This window comes from Niallia sp. Man26, from assembly GCF_022049065.2.
Taxonomy (GTDB): Bacteria; Bacillota; Bacilli; order Bacillales; family Cytobacillaceae; genus Niallia.
This window is the reverse complement of the sequence record NZ_CP095744.1, coordinates 1054334-1070433: the sequence shown is the minus strand read 5'-3', so window position 1 is coordinate 1070433 and position 16100 is coordinate 1054334. Positions and strand designations below refer to the sequence as shown.

Here is a 16100-nt window from a genome sequence, read left to right as displayed (position 1 = left end):
TAGATATTTTGTTCCTTTTTGCTGGCCAGCTCAGGACACATTTATCTTATCAAGAGGTCTTTTTTCTTTCAAATCGCATTTTCACTTATTACAGGAATGCTGCCACGTTAGTGACGAAGCAAAAAAATAATAATAAACGTTTAAAGTTTTTTAAATTCAGGAGTTTGCATTAGTTTTTGGAAAAAAATATTTTTTTGACTTCTATACTTATCCATCTCTTTTCCTTCAAACTCTCTCTTTAAGTTATCATATTCGATTCTATAAGCTTCATTATGTAATAAAACATCCCGGAATTTCCAAAAGAAATCATATTCAGAGCCAATTACAGTTAATTGAATTCCTAAAGGAGGAATAGTCGAATCCTTTTTAAAAGCTCTAAAAAACTCCGTTTTTACACTACCGTTATTACTTTCATACAAGGATGAAAGTATCTGAACTGCCCTTGAGAAATGTTGAGAAGATACACGTACTTGTATATCCAAATCTCCTTTGGTCAAACTTTTAGGTATAGCAGTGCTTCCAACGTGCTGAACATCAGCTTCTGGAATATATTCTTTAATGATCTTCTTATGGACTAGAAAAGTTTTCTCTACATCTGAACTAAAAAGACTGCTTTCAAAAAAATTAACTTGTTCCATGGTTCCCTCCCCATACTTTAATTACTTTACGAACAAACTATTATTAAATGGAATATTGTAAAGAAATGACTGTATTTTTATTTTGAATGCAAGCGTTTGATACCATAATATTTCTCATCGGTATATTATCAACTTGAGTCATTCCTAAGTAATAATTTGCTTTAAAATCATTTTTCAATCTGTATAATCCTATTGAATGTAAGTTCTTCCCCATCCCTGTCCCTATAAAATTCGGATGAATGCCTATCCAAAAAATACGACCTTCTTTGTCTGTATTCGGTTCTATATGAGGAAAAACTACACCAACTGGTTCATTATTTACTATGTACACTGTATACATTTTCTCTGCTTGCGATGGAAGCTCCGTCCTCATTCCTATTAGGAATTTCTCTGTATCAATAAAATTTTTACCCATTACTTCAGATAAAAAGGAGATAGAGTTATGCTCAGAAATTGACCAAACCTCATAATTTGGTACCAAATTATCTAATGGTCTTGTAAAAGGCCTCGTATATATAACCCTCTCCCCAACAAGTTTCATTTTATTTCTAGTAATATTCAAGCTATCTAATAATGTTTTAGGACACTCAAACTTTACTTTTTTTATCTTACTGTTTTTTAGGTTATTTAATAGCTTGTTTATTAGCATATCTATTTCTGAAGCTTGAGTAATGTTATTCTCCAGAATTTCTAAAATGATTAAACGATCACTTTTAATGTAATGAACACTGACACTTTGTAACTGCTGGAGTAGTTTATCCATTTATTCTCACTCCCTACACAATGTTACCGTTTCTTTTAAGTTATTTAAAATGCATGTCCGGATGCTTAGAAACAAGTAAGTTGATATACAGTACCTCTTTTATAAAAAGGAAAGTTCCGTTTTATCAAGATTTATATTAATATTTTCAATCCAATTAAGAATAGAAACCCATAATCCTCCCACATTATTTTTTAAACTTTGGACATCCGTATTTAAAGATAGTAAACCACGTATTTTCTGTTCAAATTCTTCAGGCAAACATTCCAACTCAAAACTTTCTTTATACATTGTCCTACTTGATAAATATCTGTGCTTATTTTTTAAACCAACGGACATTACCGCCCAATATGCAACTTGTCTTGATTCATGCGCAGCAAGTATAGAATCTGTATCCTTTAATGCAAAAACCTCATAAACATGTTCATACATATCAGTAAGTGCATCTTTAATCAAGATGTTAAAGTCCGCTTGTTCTTCTGCTTCTTTCGCGGTATTCCTTATTTTTCATAGAGATTTGTTGAATCATATAAAACTTTACTTGTAAAAAGAGAATCACTTTTTACTGGCCACTCATAATCAATACTTCTTGCTTTCAATTTCATTTTTTCAAGAGTACTAAAACTAATTCCAACAAACATACCTTTGTAAAAAAAAGCTTCCCAACTGTTCTCTCGCCCATTTATTACTACTCTTAATTCTAAGTCGGATTCAGGACCATCCATTCCCTTTGCAGTAGACCCTTCTATAGCAACAGAGAGAAGGTTTTTTTTGTATTTTTTTAGTAACTCATTAAGTATTTCATCAGCAACTTCAAATCTTTCTTCAGTAGAAAACTTATTAGGATGCCAAGTCATTTTTTTACAACTCCCAATCACATATTAACGGATTACATGTCATTAGGATTCAACAAAACCATTTAATTTCCTTTTAATTTCTTCAAATCCTTCTTCCACTAAACTGCCACGATAGTACCAGAAGCACATAAACTGCACTGGTTAATGCTTAAGTTATTATAAGGATTCTGACCAGATTGTTGTATAAAAAAGAACCTTCCATTATTTAAGGAAAGACCTGTTAGCTTATGAACTTTTAAATTAAATATCACAATTCTTCAAATCAATTTCATACTCTTTAGGAATATAATTTAACAATTTTAATGTACTATTGATTCTATTATCATCAGTGAATACCGTTAACCCAACTTCTTCTATATCAATTAAGGTTATTACCTTGTCCCAATTAAGATCAGGGAATTCTATTGGATGATTCCAATTCACACTTGGACATAACTCACCCAATAGTAAACTCTCACCTTTTATCATAAACGAACGGAAACCATTAGAAGCAAACCCCTCACAATGTCTCGTTGTTAGTTTTAATTGAGCAGCAGACTCTACTTTAAGAATCATCCATTCATTTTTTTTATTACATAAGTAATCAGTATGTAATTCCTTCACCTTTTCTATATCTTCATCATCCATTAACTCAGTTGATAATACAAAGAATAAAGGAAACTCAAAAGTATTTTTTATAAAATTATTTGAAAAACCTTCAAAATCTCTAAAATTTACTCCAAGACTTAAAACTGTGAGATTCCTCTTTTTAAACTTAATTGAGTTAATAATGCTTATATCGCTATTTTGAATAAAAACCGACATTATGTTCACTTCCTACTATTAATGTTAGCTAAGTTATGCCTAAAGCTAAGCTATTTAAACAGAATACTAACTAGTTATAAATAATAATCATTTATGGAACACTCCGTTCTTGATTAATTACCTATTTTAAAATTCAGTAAGTATATGGCTATTTTAATTTTAATTCTTCTTCAACAAACCTCCCTCAATAAACAAACACTTATCTCTTAAATACGCAGTTTTTCTCCATATTGCTACCTAACTTGTTTAACTTTACAGATTTGGTTAGAGAGAAAAGAACACAATCAAGCTGTTTACGAAAAAATGAGCACAAGAAACCAGCCAACCTTCGGTTCATTTCAAAAAGTTGGATAAATAGGTATGTACGCACCAATGGATGTCCACATCTCTTACGGGGGTCTACCCTCCCAAGTCTCACAGAGTCTACGCTCCTACATTCCTTCGTTCAACCTTTCCATAAGGTGGATGTCGGTCATGCTGCCCTACAGGATCATTGTCCTTACGTTAGTTCCGTTGCCGACTAATCCCATGCTGATTTTGTCTGTTCATCTGTTCAAATCTATTTGTTAAAAGTTTAGTTTAATAGTGATTACGCTGCTACTGGTTCTTGGATAAATACATGCATATGGGGGATGTCCTTCAACATCTTATCCTCTTGAAACACAAACTGTTTCTTACCAATAGAGAAGAGTATACGGATGAGCTTATTACACAAAGCAATTAAAGACTGCATCTTTTTCAACGGATTGTCAGATCTCGTTGTGTAGTAATGATGTAAGGCTTTAAAGGCTTTATTCTTGGCTACTAGAATCATAGATGCCCGGAATAACAATGCTCGTAATTTCTTTCGACCACGTTTGGTTATTCTGGTCCTCCCTTTATGCTTACCTGATGTATTTTCTTTTAAGCTGAGTCCTGCCAGTTTGGTTATCTGACGGGGATGATTGTATTCACTCAAATCGCCTACCTCAGCGAAGAAACCCGCCACTGTATCGCGCCCAATTCCTGTTATCTCTAACATTTGATCAACGCCTGGAATATCTTGAAGCAGAGTATCCAGAGTTTGATCAAGCTCTTCGAACTTGGCTTGAATGAGTTCATACTTTTGGATTAAGGTTCTTAATTCCATTTTAGCCATCATGGCACCCTGTCGGATGCCAATCGAGCGATTGGCTACTTCTTTTAAGGCTTGAATCTTCTTAATCCCTATACTACGTTTCACTGCTTGCCTAAGGTATTCAAGTAATTCTTCTTCTGTATATCTAACCAATTCTTCCGGTAATGCTTCAAGCTTTAATAAATGAAGAGCTGCCTTCCCTTCCCAACTTTTAAAAACGGTAAAAAACTCTGGAAAGTATCGATCAATCCAGTTGTGTACCTGTCCCTGCACAATTTGTAAGTCTACATTTAATAAATCGCGTAATTTTTTAGCCACACGCAGTTCCGCGAAAACTCCTTGTGGTATCGTTGGTTCGGCGTATCTACCATCTTTGACTAGTTGTGCAATGACTTTTGCGTCTTTTACATCGTTTTTAGTTGGAGAGTTATCGTCTAGCTCCTTACTGTGCTTGACGTGTAAAGGATTGACCGTGACGAACTTAATCTGTTCCTCCTTTAGAATATGAGCTAAATTAAGCCAATAATGGCCTGTAGGCTCCATTCCAGTAATGACAGACTCCATTTCGCATGACTCTTTTATTTGATTAACCCAATCAATAAATGTCTTAAATCCTTCTTGGGTATTATCAAAAAAGCAAGTAGTACCTAGTTCTATTCCACGATAATCCTGCGCTCTAGCTACATGATGATGTTTGGCAATATCAATACCTATTACTAAAGTTTTAGGTGTGATTTGAGCTATTTTATGATTTTGGTTATAATTCATAGTGAGACCTCCGAGTAGATATTTTGTCCCTTTTTAGCTGGCCAGCTGAGGACACATTTATCTTATCAAGAGGTCTTTTTTCTTTCAAATCCCATTTTCACTTATTACAGGAATGCTGCCCTGATAGTGACAGAAAGGGAGATTTCCTTAGTAAATGGAAATCTCCCTTAGTCCTTAACCAATTTATTTTCCAACTGCATAAATAAGGAAGGTTCCAATTTCTTACTTTCAATTACAATAACAGTTAGACCTTCTCTGCTTTTTGTTTCATGCCACTCATCTTTTTCCCAGAATACAGCATCTCCAGATACCACTTTATAATATTCAGATGTTTCATTCCTTACATAGCCTTCTCCGTTCAGTATTAAAAGAAGCTGAGGAACTACCGCTTGGTGGTAACCTACAATACCGTTCCTTTCCAAATGCATACAACCAATATTTGTTTCCTGGTCAGTTTGAATAATACGAGACATAATAAAATTAGAGTTGAACTTTGAAACATTTATACCATTGTCCTTATCAAATTTATAAAACTCCATACAAGCCTCCTAGAATAAGAATTTTATTGATGTATGAATTACCTTCTACAATTCATTAATAAAATCCTTCTTCCACTATCCTGCCCTGTTTCTACCATAAGCAAGCTTTTCATTTATTATAGGAACGCTCCCCTATTATTGCATAAACGGAAGGCCTCCAATTAATCGTGTCAGATAACAATCCAATCCAATCTTAACGAACTTGGTATGTTATTATCTTTATTTGGAGTACCCTATTACGTTTGAGTTATACAAGAAAAAGTATGATATGTAAAACAATTTCCTTATACTATTTAATTAATTTCAAAGTTGTCTTCGTGCATTTTACCGTCCTTTTCCCATATAACGGATATCTTATAAGTATAACCCTTTTTCGGAGGATTACTTCCATACAAATCTTCCACATAAAACGGATTTAGTCTAGTTTCAGCTCCTGCTTCATCTCTACCTTCATTAAATTCTGTGAAATCTGCTATTGTTTTTCCGTTTTCTAACCATTTTATTCCCTTAACTTTTATCTTTTGTTTATCTAGTTGCTTAATGCTTCCATACCACTCGCCTTGTTCGGCTTCATCTAGGGATTTTTTATATACTACCTTCCACATACCATTTTTAGATACTCCAGAAATTCTAATACTGTTGACATAAAAATATATACTCCCCACAAGAAGAACAAGCAGGAAAATTGTAATCCATTTATACTTTTTCTTTTTCATCCCAGTCTCTCCTTTCCCTGAAAAAACAAAAAAAAGTAAGAACCCTTTCTCACTTTATTATTTCAAATCAATCGTATCTGCATGTGTTTCACCATCTTTTATGTAGGTTACATCTACTTGATAGCACTAAAGGGCAGCATTTCTGTTTTCTATTTTATTAATTGTTATTTTGTATTTTCAACTCGAATTTCCTTAATAGTTTTGTCTAGGGTTACTGAATCTAGATGGAATCGAAAAAATAGTGGTTCCTTTTCTTGATTTTTTGTCACGTACACGCTCCCATAAGCATCGATTATGGTGAATTCAGGATCTTTATACGTTTCACTATTTTCCATAATGCTAGCTAAGAAATCGATATATTCTTTTGTGCCTATTCGATAATTTAAATTATGTTCTTTAAAATATTGATCAAGTAAATATTTCCCCTGACCAATTGTAAAACTATCAATATCTGCGTCAGATAAATCTTCATTTGCCATTTTTGCTTTCTTAATAGCCTGTTTCTGATTTGCCGTTAATAAATAGCGACTATCACTTTCTGATTGAATAATAACTGCTACAACAAAAATAACTATGATAATTAATACTAAACATACAGGAATAATGTGTTTTTTTCTCATAAACTTCCTCATTTCATGAGTTTTACCTAAGCTCATACTGACATTTTTATATTTCCTAAAGCTTCTTGAAATCCTTCTCTCAATCCTTCATTTTCAAACTATTGCCCTCCTTTAGTATGTTAGACTCTATTTTTTGTAAAAAGTTACTTGTATTCCATTTTTTATTCAATTATTTCTCACAACGTAAAAAAAGAACTGTAAATTCCCTACAGTTCTTTTAGAAATACTTATTATAAAGTTCACGTCTTAATTGACCACTTAAATAAGCATATATCCTAGTAGTTTCACTTTTTTCATGGCCCATTAAATTTTGAATAACTTCTAATGGTGCTCCATTATTAATTAAAGTGGTTGCGTAACTATGTCTTAACTGATGTGGATGTATACACTTATTAATATTAGCTCTTCTGGATATCTGCTTAATGACATATCTCATCTGTGCAATGCTCATTCGATGTGGAGCTCGGACCGTTACAAATAGAGCTTTTTCACTATCTGTTCGGTTTTCTATATATCTTTTTAGCCAAATACTACATCGAGTATTAAAATAAACTTCTCTTTCCTTTTTCCCTTTACCAAATACAATAACGGATTGCTCGGAGAAGTTGATAGAACTTCGATCTAAGTTTACTATTTCTCCTATTCTGCAACCAGTAGAATACATAAATTCAAATAACGCTTTTTCAAAGGGACTGAGGCATGCTTCTCTTAATAGCTCTATTTCTTCCTCCGTTAAAAACTTTGGAATTTTACTCTCTAATTTAGGTTCTTTTATTGCCGTACTTGGATTAAAAGTAATATATTTTTCTTCTTGCGCCCATCTGAATAACGACTTAATAAAACGAATACGATGACATAAACTAGATGCTTTTAAATCACTCCCAACTTCTCCGAGATACAGTTTGATAGTTTCCGTTGTAATTTCTTCTATCTCAACATTACCTAAGTGATTTATGAACAAGGCAGATTGAATCTTATAAGCTTTCAATGTCTGGGAAGAGTATCCTTGAATTTGTTTATCTGCTTTATATAATTGCCAAGCTTCAGATAAAATCATATTCATCTTTCCTATCTTTTTATCAATCAGTATTTACTAGTAATTTATAAACTATACTTAATTAATAAAACATATAGAAGAAATGCCCCCGTTTATTTAAGTGTAATTCTTAACAAACTTGGTTAGTCCATAGGGGATTTATAAAGGTATGCTCCCCTAATTACGTAAAACAGCCACATAATTGTAGCTGCCTCCATTATAAATGTTCTATAGGTTTTAATCTTACTTTAGATAACAACAATGATAAATGAAAATAAATATTTGATGCAATGATTCCAATTATTGAAAATATAATGGCATCCTTTATAAGAAAAGACTGAGTCCAAATAATGAAAAATATAACACCAGCAAAAATACCAGCTATTGAATACATTCCCAAAACGAGAAAATATTTTGCCTTTTTTGATTCTATTACTATGTTTTCCATGCCAATATCAATAAGAAGTGATATCGGTATTCCTATAAGGTAATAAATAGGTCCTGCAAAAATAGAAGCAAATAAAATGGACCAAAAGAAACCAAAATCGGGTACATAGAAAACACAAGAATATAATATTGCAAATAAAACAACAGATAGTGTTGCAGTTAAAAACCTTTTCATTACTTCACTCTCCATGAATTAAAGCTATTACAATAAAACAGTTGGTAAAAAGTAGCATAACAATTGTACCAGACTAATCAATCCATTGTAAGTGCCTATTTTATATTCCTTCTTTTATTCCTTCTTTTACAATGCTGCTCTGTTTCTAACATAAGCTAGTTTCCATTTATTAAAGGAATGCTGCTAATGATAATCAAAAGAGAAATGGCGTTACCTTTATTCAACCCTAAGGTAACACCCCTTTAATCAGCAACTTAATAATTAAGGTAAGATTTTTTAATTAACTCCTAATATTTTAGATTCTTTTAGATCTTTTTCATCTTTATCAAAGAGAAGAAAAGAAATAGCAATCCCATTTGCAACCCAAATACTTAAAATGACCAACAAATTATCAATTATATTTGTAAGAAAAATTACATTTAATATTAATATTAGGGCGACAAGAATTTTAAATAATATACCTCTTTTTATTATAAATACTTCAATTATATATTTTAGTCTTTTTACAAAAAAATACAATTATAACCCTGTAAGTACATTATATAACTATCTTCTTTAAAACAACAGTCCGCAGATATTTTTCTCTGCAGTAGCCTTTTGCCTTCATCCACTAAACTGCCACGTTTCTTCCATAAACTATTTTCACATTTCTTACAGGAAGGCTGCCAGGTTTGTTACACGAAAAAGATTCTCTACACAAGTTTCTCCTTCTCCTCTATAGCCCTATAAGAGATATAAGTGTTTAAATGAACTTATTCACAAACTCACCCTTTAATCAAAAAAAGAATCCCTTTTACGATCCTAAAATTGCTATGTAAAAATCCATCTTTACTCTATGAATAAAAATTTCCGTTTAAATTAATAATATTAACATGCCCCCGACTGTTCCTGAACACCACTTTTTTATAGGTTTTCTAAACCTTCTTCAATGTTATCTACCAAGTATTCTTCGAAAGATGAATATTCAACATTGTACGATGGGTTGCCATAAGGGAAATAGCAAACCACTGGACATTCTAAGTTGTCGTTCATTTCATCAGTGTTTAGGCAATATATAAATTCATGTACATCCTCAATTACAATAAAACCTTTAGGTAAACCAAGATTTAGGAATTTCTCCGTATATCCCAAGACTGTAGTCTCATCTGGAGGCTCGTATCCAAAAATTGTTCTACCAAACATTTCAACAAAACCATATCTGATTAAAAATTGCTTATAACTTTTGGGTAATGTTACGTCCAACATATTTTCCAAACTTAGAATGGTTTCTTCTTTTATGCCTTTTCCAATAGTATATTCCTCTGGATAATTAAGGAGAAAGGTATTTATTATATCATTCAAGAACCTTCACCAACTATATGTATATTTTTTAATACTGCTTCAATTACAATGCTCTACTTCTCGATAGTTACTCCTAATTTCAATAATAGAGCAGGAGCAATGATTGAAGTGAGAAAAGTAAACATTATACTCTATGGATCTTTAAGAATAATGCAAAACTATAAGGTTTTTTTAACAATGGCTCCTTACAAATGGTAACCATTTAACGATTCATTCTTTGGCACAATTATTTAAGATTTCTATTAAAAAACCCATTGTTATTATAGGTTATCAATACCTTCTTCAATTAAGTCTTCTAAGAATTCCTTAAAGGATGAATAATCTACACGGATAGAAGGTTTGCTATGTGGAAAAAAGGAAACCACAGGACATTCAAACTTTTCATTTAGTTCATTTGTATTAAGGCAGTATAAAAATTCGTGTACGTCTTCAATTACAACAAACCCTTTTGGTAATCCTTTTTGTAGATATTCCCTCGTAGAGTCAATTACTGAACCTTCCTTTGGAGGTTCTTCCAAACCTAAAATATATCGTCCAAATATACCGCCGTAACCAAATGTTAAAAGATATTCTTTGTAACTTTTAGGTAACTTAACATTTAGTATTCTTTCTAATTGATCTAGGTTTTCCTGAGTAATTCCATCGCCAATTATAGCCTCTTCAGGATAGCGCCTAAAAACTTTTAAAACATTTAAATCCATTATTACACCTTCTATTTTGTATATCATGTTTAATGTTACGGCCCAGCATTTTAATTATTAGGACCTAGATTATTATACTGCTTTTTTGCCTGATTAAAAATGCGGACTGATAAGTATTCTATTATGTTTTCTATTTACGCTAACCTGCCATTATAGTTCCAGTAGTAATAACATAGAAGAAGTAATAAAACCTTCTCTTGGCAAAAGGATACAGAAAATTGATAACCATTTGAGTACAATTAAAAAAGACGCTTCCAAAGCGTCCTTATGCTCTGACTTTTAGGGTCATTCTTACGGTTTTTAAAATATGACCATCAAAATTATCATCAAATTCATTAACTATTGTAAACCCTTTAGCTTCATAGAATTTCCTTCCTAGATTATTCTCTTTTTCTACGTTAATAAAAACCTCTTTTACTCCATCTAATATTGAAATACCCTCTTGTAACAAAGAACTGCCTATTCCTTTCCTTTGATATTGTGGTAGTAAGTAAATTGCTGCCAACTCAGATTTCCCATCATTGCTTACTGTTGAAAAATTTGCAAAGCCTAGGACTATTCCATCATGTTTGGCAACCAAAACGATAGATTTTTTATAACGTCTTAGCATCATTTCATCATTGTAAGCTGTATCTAGGAAGCGTTCTTGAATTTCCATTGGAATAATTCCCTCATATGTACTGTTCCAACTTTTTTTTGCAACTTCTTGAACTTGCTTTATATCTTCCTGAGTCATTCTATGCACACTATACTTCATGTAAAATCACCTATATTTTCTCATTTTTAGGAATATTTTAACATCAATGACTATATTACAAAAGAGTAGTTTTTCTTATTACACTAAACTCCCTCAATAAACAAACACTTATCTCTTAAATACGCAGTTTTTCTCCATATTGCTACCTAACTTGTTTAACTTTACAGATTTGGTTAGAGAGAAAAGAACACAATCAAGCTGTTTACGAAAAAATGAGCACAAGAAACCAGCCAACCTTCGGTTCATTTCAAAAAGTTGGATAAATAGGTATGTACGCACCAATGGATGTCCACATCTCTTACGGGGGTCTACCCTCCCAAGTCTCACAGAGTCTACGCTCCTACATTCCTTCGTTCAACCTTTCCATAAGGTGGATGTCGGTCATGCTGCCCTACAGGATCATTGTCCTTACGTTAGTTCCGTTGCCGACTAATCCCATGCTGATTTTGTCTGTTCATCTGTTCAAATCTATTTGTTAAAAGTTTAGTTTAATAGTGATTACGCTGCTACTGGTTCTTGGATAAATACATGCATATGGGGGATGTCCTTCAACATCTTATCCTCTTGAAACACAAACTGTTTCTTACCAATAGAGAAGAGTATACGGATGAGCTTATTACACAAAGCAATTAAAGACTGCATCTTTTTCAACGGATTGTCAGATCTCGTTGTGTAGTAATGATGTAAGGCTTTAAAGGCTTTATTCTTGGCTACTAGAATCATAGATGCCCGGAATAACAATGCTCGTAATTTCTTTCGACCACGTTTGGTTATTCTGGTCCTCCCTTTATGCTTACCTGATGTATTTTCTTTTAAGCTGAGTCCTGCCAGTTTGGTTATCTGACGGGGATGATTGTATTCACTCAAATCGCCTACCTCAGCGAAGAAACCCGCCACTGTATCGCGCCCAATTCCTGTTATCTCTAACATTTGATCAACGCCTGGAATATCTTGAAGCAGAGTATCCAGAGTTTGATCAAGCTCTTCGAACTTGGCTTGAATGAGTTCATACTTTTGGATTAAGGTTCTTAATTCCATTTTAGCCATCATGGCACCCTGTCGGATGCCAATCGAGCGATTGGCTACTTCTTTTAAGGCTTGAATCTTCTTAATCCCTATACTACGTTTCACTGCTTGCCTAAGGTATTCAAGTAATTCTTCTTCTGTATATCTAACCAATTCTTCCGGTAATGCTTCAAGCTTTAATAAATGAAGAGCTGCCTTCCCTTCCCAACTTTTAAAAACGGTAAAAAACTCTGGAAAGTATCGATCAATCCAGTTGTGTACCTGTCCCTGCACAATTTGTAAGTCTACATTTAATAAATCGCGTAATTTTTTAGCCACACGCAGTTCCGCGAAAACTCCTTGTGGTATCGTTGGTTCGGCGTATCTACCATCTTTGACTAGTTGTGCAATGACTTTTGCGTCTTTTACATCGTTTTTAGTTGGAGAGTTATCGTCTAGCTCCTTACTGTGCTTGACGTGTAAAGGATTGACCGTGACGAACTTAATCTGTTCCTCCTTTAGAATATGAGCTAAATTAAGCCAATAATGGCCTGTAGGCTCCATTCCAGTAATGACAGACTCCATTTCGCATGACTCTTTTATTTGATTAACCCAATCAATAAATGTCTTAAATCCTTCTTGGGTATTATCAAAAAAGCAAGTAGTACCTAGTTCTATTCCACGATAATCCTGCGCTCTAGCTACATGATGATGTTTGGCAATATCAATACCTATTACTAAAGTTTTAGGTGTGATTTGAGCTATTTTATGATTTTGGTTATAATTCATAGTGAGACCTCCGAGTAGATATTTTGTCCCTTTTTAGCTGGCCAGCTGAGGACACATTTATCTTATCAAGAGGTCTTTTTTCTTTCAAATCCCATTTTCACTTATTACAGGAATGCTGCCCTGTTTCTGCCATAAGCTAGTTTTTATTTATTATAGGAATGCTGCCTAGATTGTTCCTTAAGAGAAAGGAATGACTCCCCCAATAATGACATCCTAAATTTTACCCTTAAGACATTAATTGAAGAAGTAAATCTTCTTTGCGTAAGCATCCCAGTCTTTATTATCAGTATTAACTTCAATGGTTGGAATGATTGATTGCCTGGCTTGTCTCCTAAGTTTATGTTGTTGTTTTATTAATAAATCACAAGCAGTTTTAATTTCTTCTGCTGATTTTTCAGCCCATTCTTCAGGGTTTCTACTTTTTATTCTTTTTTCCACAGTCTCAGGAGAAATTGTGAGTAACGCACACCTTGCCCCCATCTCAAATAAGTCCAATTCTATTTGTTTAACTTCGTACAATTCAGAATCGGAAAATGCCACTCTATGATTTAAGTGAAATTTTTCTAAAATAAAAAAGATTCCTTTTGAACGTTGTTGTTGTCCCAGTTCCTTTTCCCAATCACTTAATTTTTTCAACATCGTTACTCTGTCTTTTAGAAGTTGAATATGTTCTTTCTGGTTTAGTGTTCTTAATTCTCCATTGGCTCTATGAATAATTTGGGAGTAATGCTCACTAAGTACAACAATACTTCGTTCAGCATAATCATCAACAGCTTGTAGTTGCTTTAATGATTTTAGTACAGATGTTTTTCCAGCGTTTGAGTAGCCCTCCAGTATGATCCCTCTAAATTGGTTCATTTTCCCCTCCCAGGAATGTTTGATAATAATTATTTCTATGTGGAGAATAGAATACCTTCTTTCACTAAACTGCCGTGATTGTTACATAAGAAAAGGACCTTCCTAGTTAACTAAGGAAGGCACGGATAGTTTAATTATGGAAGTTAAATTGCAATCTAAAAATCCAAATCCATTATAATTTTCCTAACCCTTTTGATAGGAAATTCTTGTCACCTGTAAGATAGATCATTAGTTGAAAAACAACTGTTGAATCCTTCTTTTTCTGTATCTGAAAGGAAATCCCACTTTTTTGATTTTATCCATTCTAATAGTTTTTCGATTTTCTCATCATGATTTTTGAACTGATTCAGAAATTCAAAGGCTGCTACTAACTCGTCACTATTAATCTTCCGCTTTTTACTTAAAATCGTTCTTACTCGTTTATATACAACATCGATAGCTGTTTCATCCCCATGATCTTTAATAGCTAATAGAGCATAATATTTTACAGATAATGAACGATCGCCTAAGGCCTCCATATAAAGGGGAAGGAATGCAGAACCACCCAATTTATCAATAGCACAAAGAGCAGCACGTCTTACTTCCCCTTTTTCATTTTTAAATAAAGGAAGAATGTCTGGAATAGCTTTAGTAGCACCCATCATACTTAGAGAACCAATGGCATAACAAAGGTCATACTCATCTTTTGAATTCCTTATGACTTTTATTAATGCATCTTCTGCGTCTGAATTTTTACATCTTCCCAATGCGTTAATAGCCGAATGTCTGACTGACCCTCTTACATCAGATACACATTTAATGATTGGATAACAGTCTGGTATAACTTCTTGTTCTTCTATTCTTTCTAGTATCGTATCGAGTGTATATTTATTTGTTTCTATTCCAATTCTTTGTAAAAGAATCTCGACAACTCGCTTATCACCTGTATTCTCTCCAATTTTTCCTAGAATAAAATAGATATTCCTTTTAATTGATTCTTTTTTACTTTTTTCTAACAGGTCACTTAGAAAAGAAATTAAAGTTGTATCTGTCAACGACCTTGCTTTATTGTATGCAATCGAAGATGGAGATCCTTCACTTGTATAAACTCCCTGCATTTCATTATAAATAGTGCCAGGTCCATCCATTTCTCTGATTATACTCAGCAGTTCTCTCTCATTCACCATCAAAACACCTGCTCACAGTTAGTTTTTAGTTCTATTATATAATGAACTTGCAATAAACTCCCTGTCGTTCTAAAACTTAAAGAGAATTAAATAAAAAAAGCACTAAGCCTTAATTTGATTTAATTAAAGATTCTTTCATCTTGAAATAATTGATTTTTACCCAAGCTTATTCAGCTAAACTGCCATTTTAGCGACATAACAAAGGAAGGAAAGCCCCCTATAGCTTAAGTATAATTATTCATAAACCTATATTTGTAATGGGTATTTTATTTCAAACCTAAAAAAATTACCTAGGGTTAAACAAGAATGACAGAGACTTTAGTATTTTAAGTTTTTTTATTCAGTGTTTTTTAAAATTTTATTAGTCGAGTCTATTCCCCAATTCCAATAATCCGAACCATATGAAGATAAAAATCTGTTCAAAAACTCAGTGAAATTACTGTTAATACTAACAAAGTAATCATCTGCAATTGGATCGACGACATAAATTCTATTATCATCCTCATTAGTAAGAAGATTAATAGCTATTTGTAGTTGTGAACTCAAGGATGTTCCAATAACCACCATATAATCTGGGTAATCAAATATTTCATAGCTTTCAAGCATATCTTCTATATCGGAAATTTTAGCATCATAATGACGAAATTTTAATCCGTTTGTATATTGCAAAAATTCTTTATAATCATTTGGCAGCTTATAACCAATTTTGTTTTCCAAATAACTAATTTCTTTATCTGTTGCACCTTTTTTAAAATTAAAGCCATACTCAACTTTTGAACCATAATAGTATATTTCAGTATTTTTAGTTTCGGTTAACGCCTTAAGAATAATCTTAATATTTATATTGAAGTATTCCTCCATATTTTCCTCGCTCATGATTTGATTCCCCTTTCATATTTACTCTTACAAACCAGCTCTTCCTATGAAGATTCAAACAAATTCGTCACGTAAGTTTTGCTTCTTGCTCTTAAATATTCGTTCGATCATTAAAAAAACCTTCTTGAGC

At 32.9% G+C, this 16100-nt stretch carries 18 protein-coding genes; all 18 read right to left on the bottom strand.

Annotation, left to right across the window (positions count from 1 at the left end):
• Window positions 1–140: 140 nt before the first annotated feature.
• On the bottom strand, window positions 141–638 hold the full coding sequence (locus tag L8T27_RS24895; RefSeq protein ID WP_237943594.1) for a GrpB family protein: 498 nt from the start codon (window positions 636–638) through the stop codon (window positions 141–143).
• Window positions 639–681: 43 nt separating this feature from the next.
• Window positions 682–1401 carry a GNAT family N-acetyltransferase gene (locus L8T27_RS24890; protein ID WP_237943592.1) on the bottom strand — a complete coding sequence of 240 codons (720 nt, stop codon included), beginning with the start codon at window positions 1399–1401 and terminating at the stop codon, window positions 682–684.
• 99 nt (window positions 1402–1500) lie between these two features.
• Entirely contained in the window at window positions 1501–1854 is a 354-nt protein-coding gene (locus L8T27_RS24885; RefSeq protein ID WP_237943590.1) for a kanamycin nucleotidyltransferase C-terminal domain-containing protein, read from the bottom strand.
• A gap of 44 nt (window positions 1855–1898) precedes the next feature.
• Complete coding sequence (locus tag L8T27_RS24880; protein WP_237943588.1) at window positions 1899–2255, bottom strand: hypothetical protein; 357 nt, start codon at window positions 2253–2255, stop codon at window positions 1899–1901.
• A 240-nt stretch (window positions 2256–2495) separates the two neighbouring features.
• A complete protein-coding gene (locus L8T27_RS24875) occupies window positions 2496–3059 on the bottom strand; it encodes a hypothetical protein (RefSeq protein WP_237943586.1) in 564 nt (187 codons plus the stop codon).
• A gap of 589 nt (window positions 3060–3648) precedes the next feature.
• Window positions 3649–4944, bottom strand: a complete 1296-nt coding sequence (locus tag L8T27_RS24870; RefSeq protein WP_237943578.1) for an IS110 family RNA-guided transposase — start codon at window positions 4942–4944, stop codon at window positions 3649–3651.
• Window positions 4945–5111: 167 nt separating this feature from the next.
• The gene (locus L8T27_RS24865) at window positions 5112–5483 is read right to left on the bottom strand and encodes a cupin (RefSeq protein ID WP_233319559.1); all 372 of its coding nucleotides are present in this window, start codon (window positions 5481–5483) and stop codon (window positions 5112–5114) included.
• 293 nt (window positions 5484–5776) lie between these two features.
• On the bottom strand, window positions 5777–6199 hold the full coding sequence (locus L8T27_RS24860) for a hypothetical protein (protein ID WP_237943585.1): 423 nt from the start codon (window positions 6197–6199) through the stop codon (window positions 5777–5779).
• Between the two features lie 164 nt (window positions 6200–6363).
• Window positions 6364–6819: a hypothetical protein gene (locus L8T27_RS24855; protein ID WP_237943583.1), complete on the bottom strand. Its 456-nt coding sequence runs from the start codon at window positions 6817–6819 to the stop codon at window positions 6364–6366.
• A 217-nt stretch (window positions 6820–7036) separates the two neighbouring features.
• Window positions 7037–7876, bottom strand: coding sequence for a tyrosine-type recombinase/integrase (locus tag L8T27_RS24850; RefSeq protein ID WP_237943581.1), 840 nt, complete (start codon window positions 7874–7876; stop codon window positions 7037–7039).
• A gap of 196 nt (window positions 7877–8072) precedes the next feature.
• On the bottom strand, window positions 8073–8477 hold the full coding sequence (locus L8T27_RS24845) for a hypothetical protein (RefSeq protein ID WP_233317899.1): 405 nt from the start codon (window positions 8475–8477) through the stop codon (window positions 8073–8075).
• 903 nt (window positions 8478–9380) lie between these two features.
• A complete protein-coding gene (locus L8T27_RS24840; protein ID WP_233317901.1) occupies window positions 9381–9818 on the bottom strand; it encodes an SMI1/KNR4 family protein in 438 nt (145 codons plus the stop codon).
• 260 nt (window positions 9819–10078) lie between these two features.
• On the bottom strand, window positions 10079–10519 hold the full coding sequence (locus L8T27_RS24835) for an SMI1/KNR4 family protein (RefSeq protein WP_233317903.1): 441 nt from the start codon (window positions 10517–10519) through the stop codon (window positions 10079–10081).
• A gap of 265 nt (window positions 10520–10784) precedes the next feature.
• Window positions 10785–11276, bottom strand: coding sequence for a GNAT family N-acetyltransferase (locus tag L8T27_RS24830; protein WP_233317905.1), 492 nt, complete (start codon window positions 11274–11276; stop codon window positions 10785–10787).
• Between the two features lie 498 nt (window positions 11277–11774).
• A complete protein-coding gene (locus L8T27_RS24825; RefSeq protein ID WP_237943578.1) occupies window positions 11775–13070 on the bottom strand; it encodes an IS110 family RNA-guided transposase in 1296 nt (431 codons plus the stop codon).
• Between the two features lie 234 nt (window positions 13071–13304).
• Window positions 13305–13928, bottom strand: coding sequence for a hypothetical protein (locus L8T27_RS24820; RefSeq protein WP_237943575.1), 624 nt, complete (start codon window positions 13926–13928; stop codon window positions 13305–13307).
• A 209-nt stretch (window positions 13929–14137) separates the two neighbouring features.
• On the bottom strand, window positions 14138–15094 hold the full coding sequence (locus L8T27_RS24815) for a HEAT repeat domain-containing protein (protein ID WP_237943573.1): 957 nt from the start codon (window positions 15092–15094) through the stop codon (window positions 14138–14140).
• 336 nt (window positions 15095–15430) lie between these two features.
• Complete coding sequence (locus tag L8T27_RS24810) at window positions 15431–15970, bottom strand: SMI1/KNR4 family protein (protein ID WP_237943572.1); 540 nt, start codon at window positions 15968–15970, stop codon at window positions 15431–15433.
• Window positions 15971–16100: the final 130 nt, after the last annotated feature.

Coding starts and splice junctions, on each gene's coding strand:
- L8T27_RS24860 (WP_237943585.1), bottom strand. CDS start 6,199: ATGAAAAAGAAAAAGTATAAATGGATTACAATTTTCCTGCTTGTTCTT.
- L8T27_RS24880 (WP_237943588.1), bottom strand. CDS start 2,255: ATGACTTGGCATCCTAATAAGTTTTCTACTGAAGAAAGATTTGAAGTT.
- L8T27_RS24890 (WP_237943592.1), bottom strand. CDS start 1,401: ATGGATAAACTACTCCAGCAGTTACAAAGTGTCAGTGTTCATTACATT.
- L8T27_RS24865 (WP_233319559.1), bottom strand. CDS start 5,483: ATGGAGTTTTATAAATTTGATAAGGACAATGGTATAAATGTTTCAAAG.
- L8T27_RS24895 (WP_237943594.1), bottom strand. CDS start 638: ATGGAACAAGTTAATTTTTTTGAAAGCAGTCTTTTTAGTTCAGATGTA.
- L8T27_RS24810 (WP_237943572.1), bottom strand. CDS start 15,970: ATGAGCGAGGAAAATATGGAGGAATACTTCAATATAAATATTAAGATT.
- L8T27_RS24870 (WP_237943578.1), bottom strand. CDS start 4,944: ATGAATTATAACCAAAATCATAAAATAGCTCAAATCACACCTAAAACT.
- L8T27_RS24820 (WP_237943575.1), bottom strand. CDS start 13,928: ATGAACCAATTTAGAGGGATCATACTGGAGGGCTACTCAAACGCTGGA.
- L8T27_RS24855 (WP_237943583.1), bottom strand. CDS start 6,819: ATGAGAAAAAAACACATTATTCCTGTATGTTTAGTATTAATTATCATA.
- L8T27_RS24815 (WP_237943573.1), bottom strand. CDS start 15,094: ATGGTGAATGAGAGAGAACTGCTGAGTATAATCAGAGAAATGGATGGA.
- L8T27_RS24850 (WP_237943581.1), bottom strand. CDS start 7,876: ATGATTTTATCTGAAGCTTGGCAATTATATAAAGCAGATAAACAAATT.
- L8T27_RS24830 (WP_233317905.1), bottom strand. CDS start 11,276: ATGAAGTATAGTGTGCATAGAATGACTCAGGAAGATATAAAGCAAGTT.
- L8T27_RS24875 (WP_237943586.1), bottom strand. CDS start 3,059: ATGTCGGTTTTTATTCAAAATAGCGATATAAGCATTATTAACTCAATT.
- L8T27_RS24845 (WP_233317899.1), bottom strand. CDS start 8,477: ATGAAAAGGTTTTTAACTGCAACACTATCTGTTGTTTTATTTGCAATA.
- L8T27_RS24835 (WP_233317903.1), bottom strand. CDS start 10,519: ATGGATTTAAATGTTTTAAAAGTTTTTAGGCGCTATCCTGAAGAGGCT.
- L8T27_RS24825 (WP_237943578.1), bottom strand. CDS start 13,070: ATGAATTATAACCAAAATCATAAAATAGCTCAAATCACACCTAAAACT.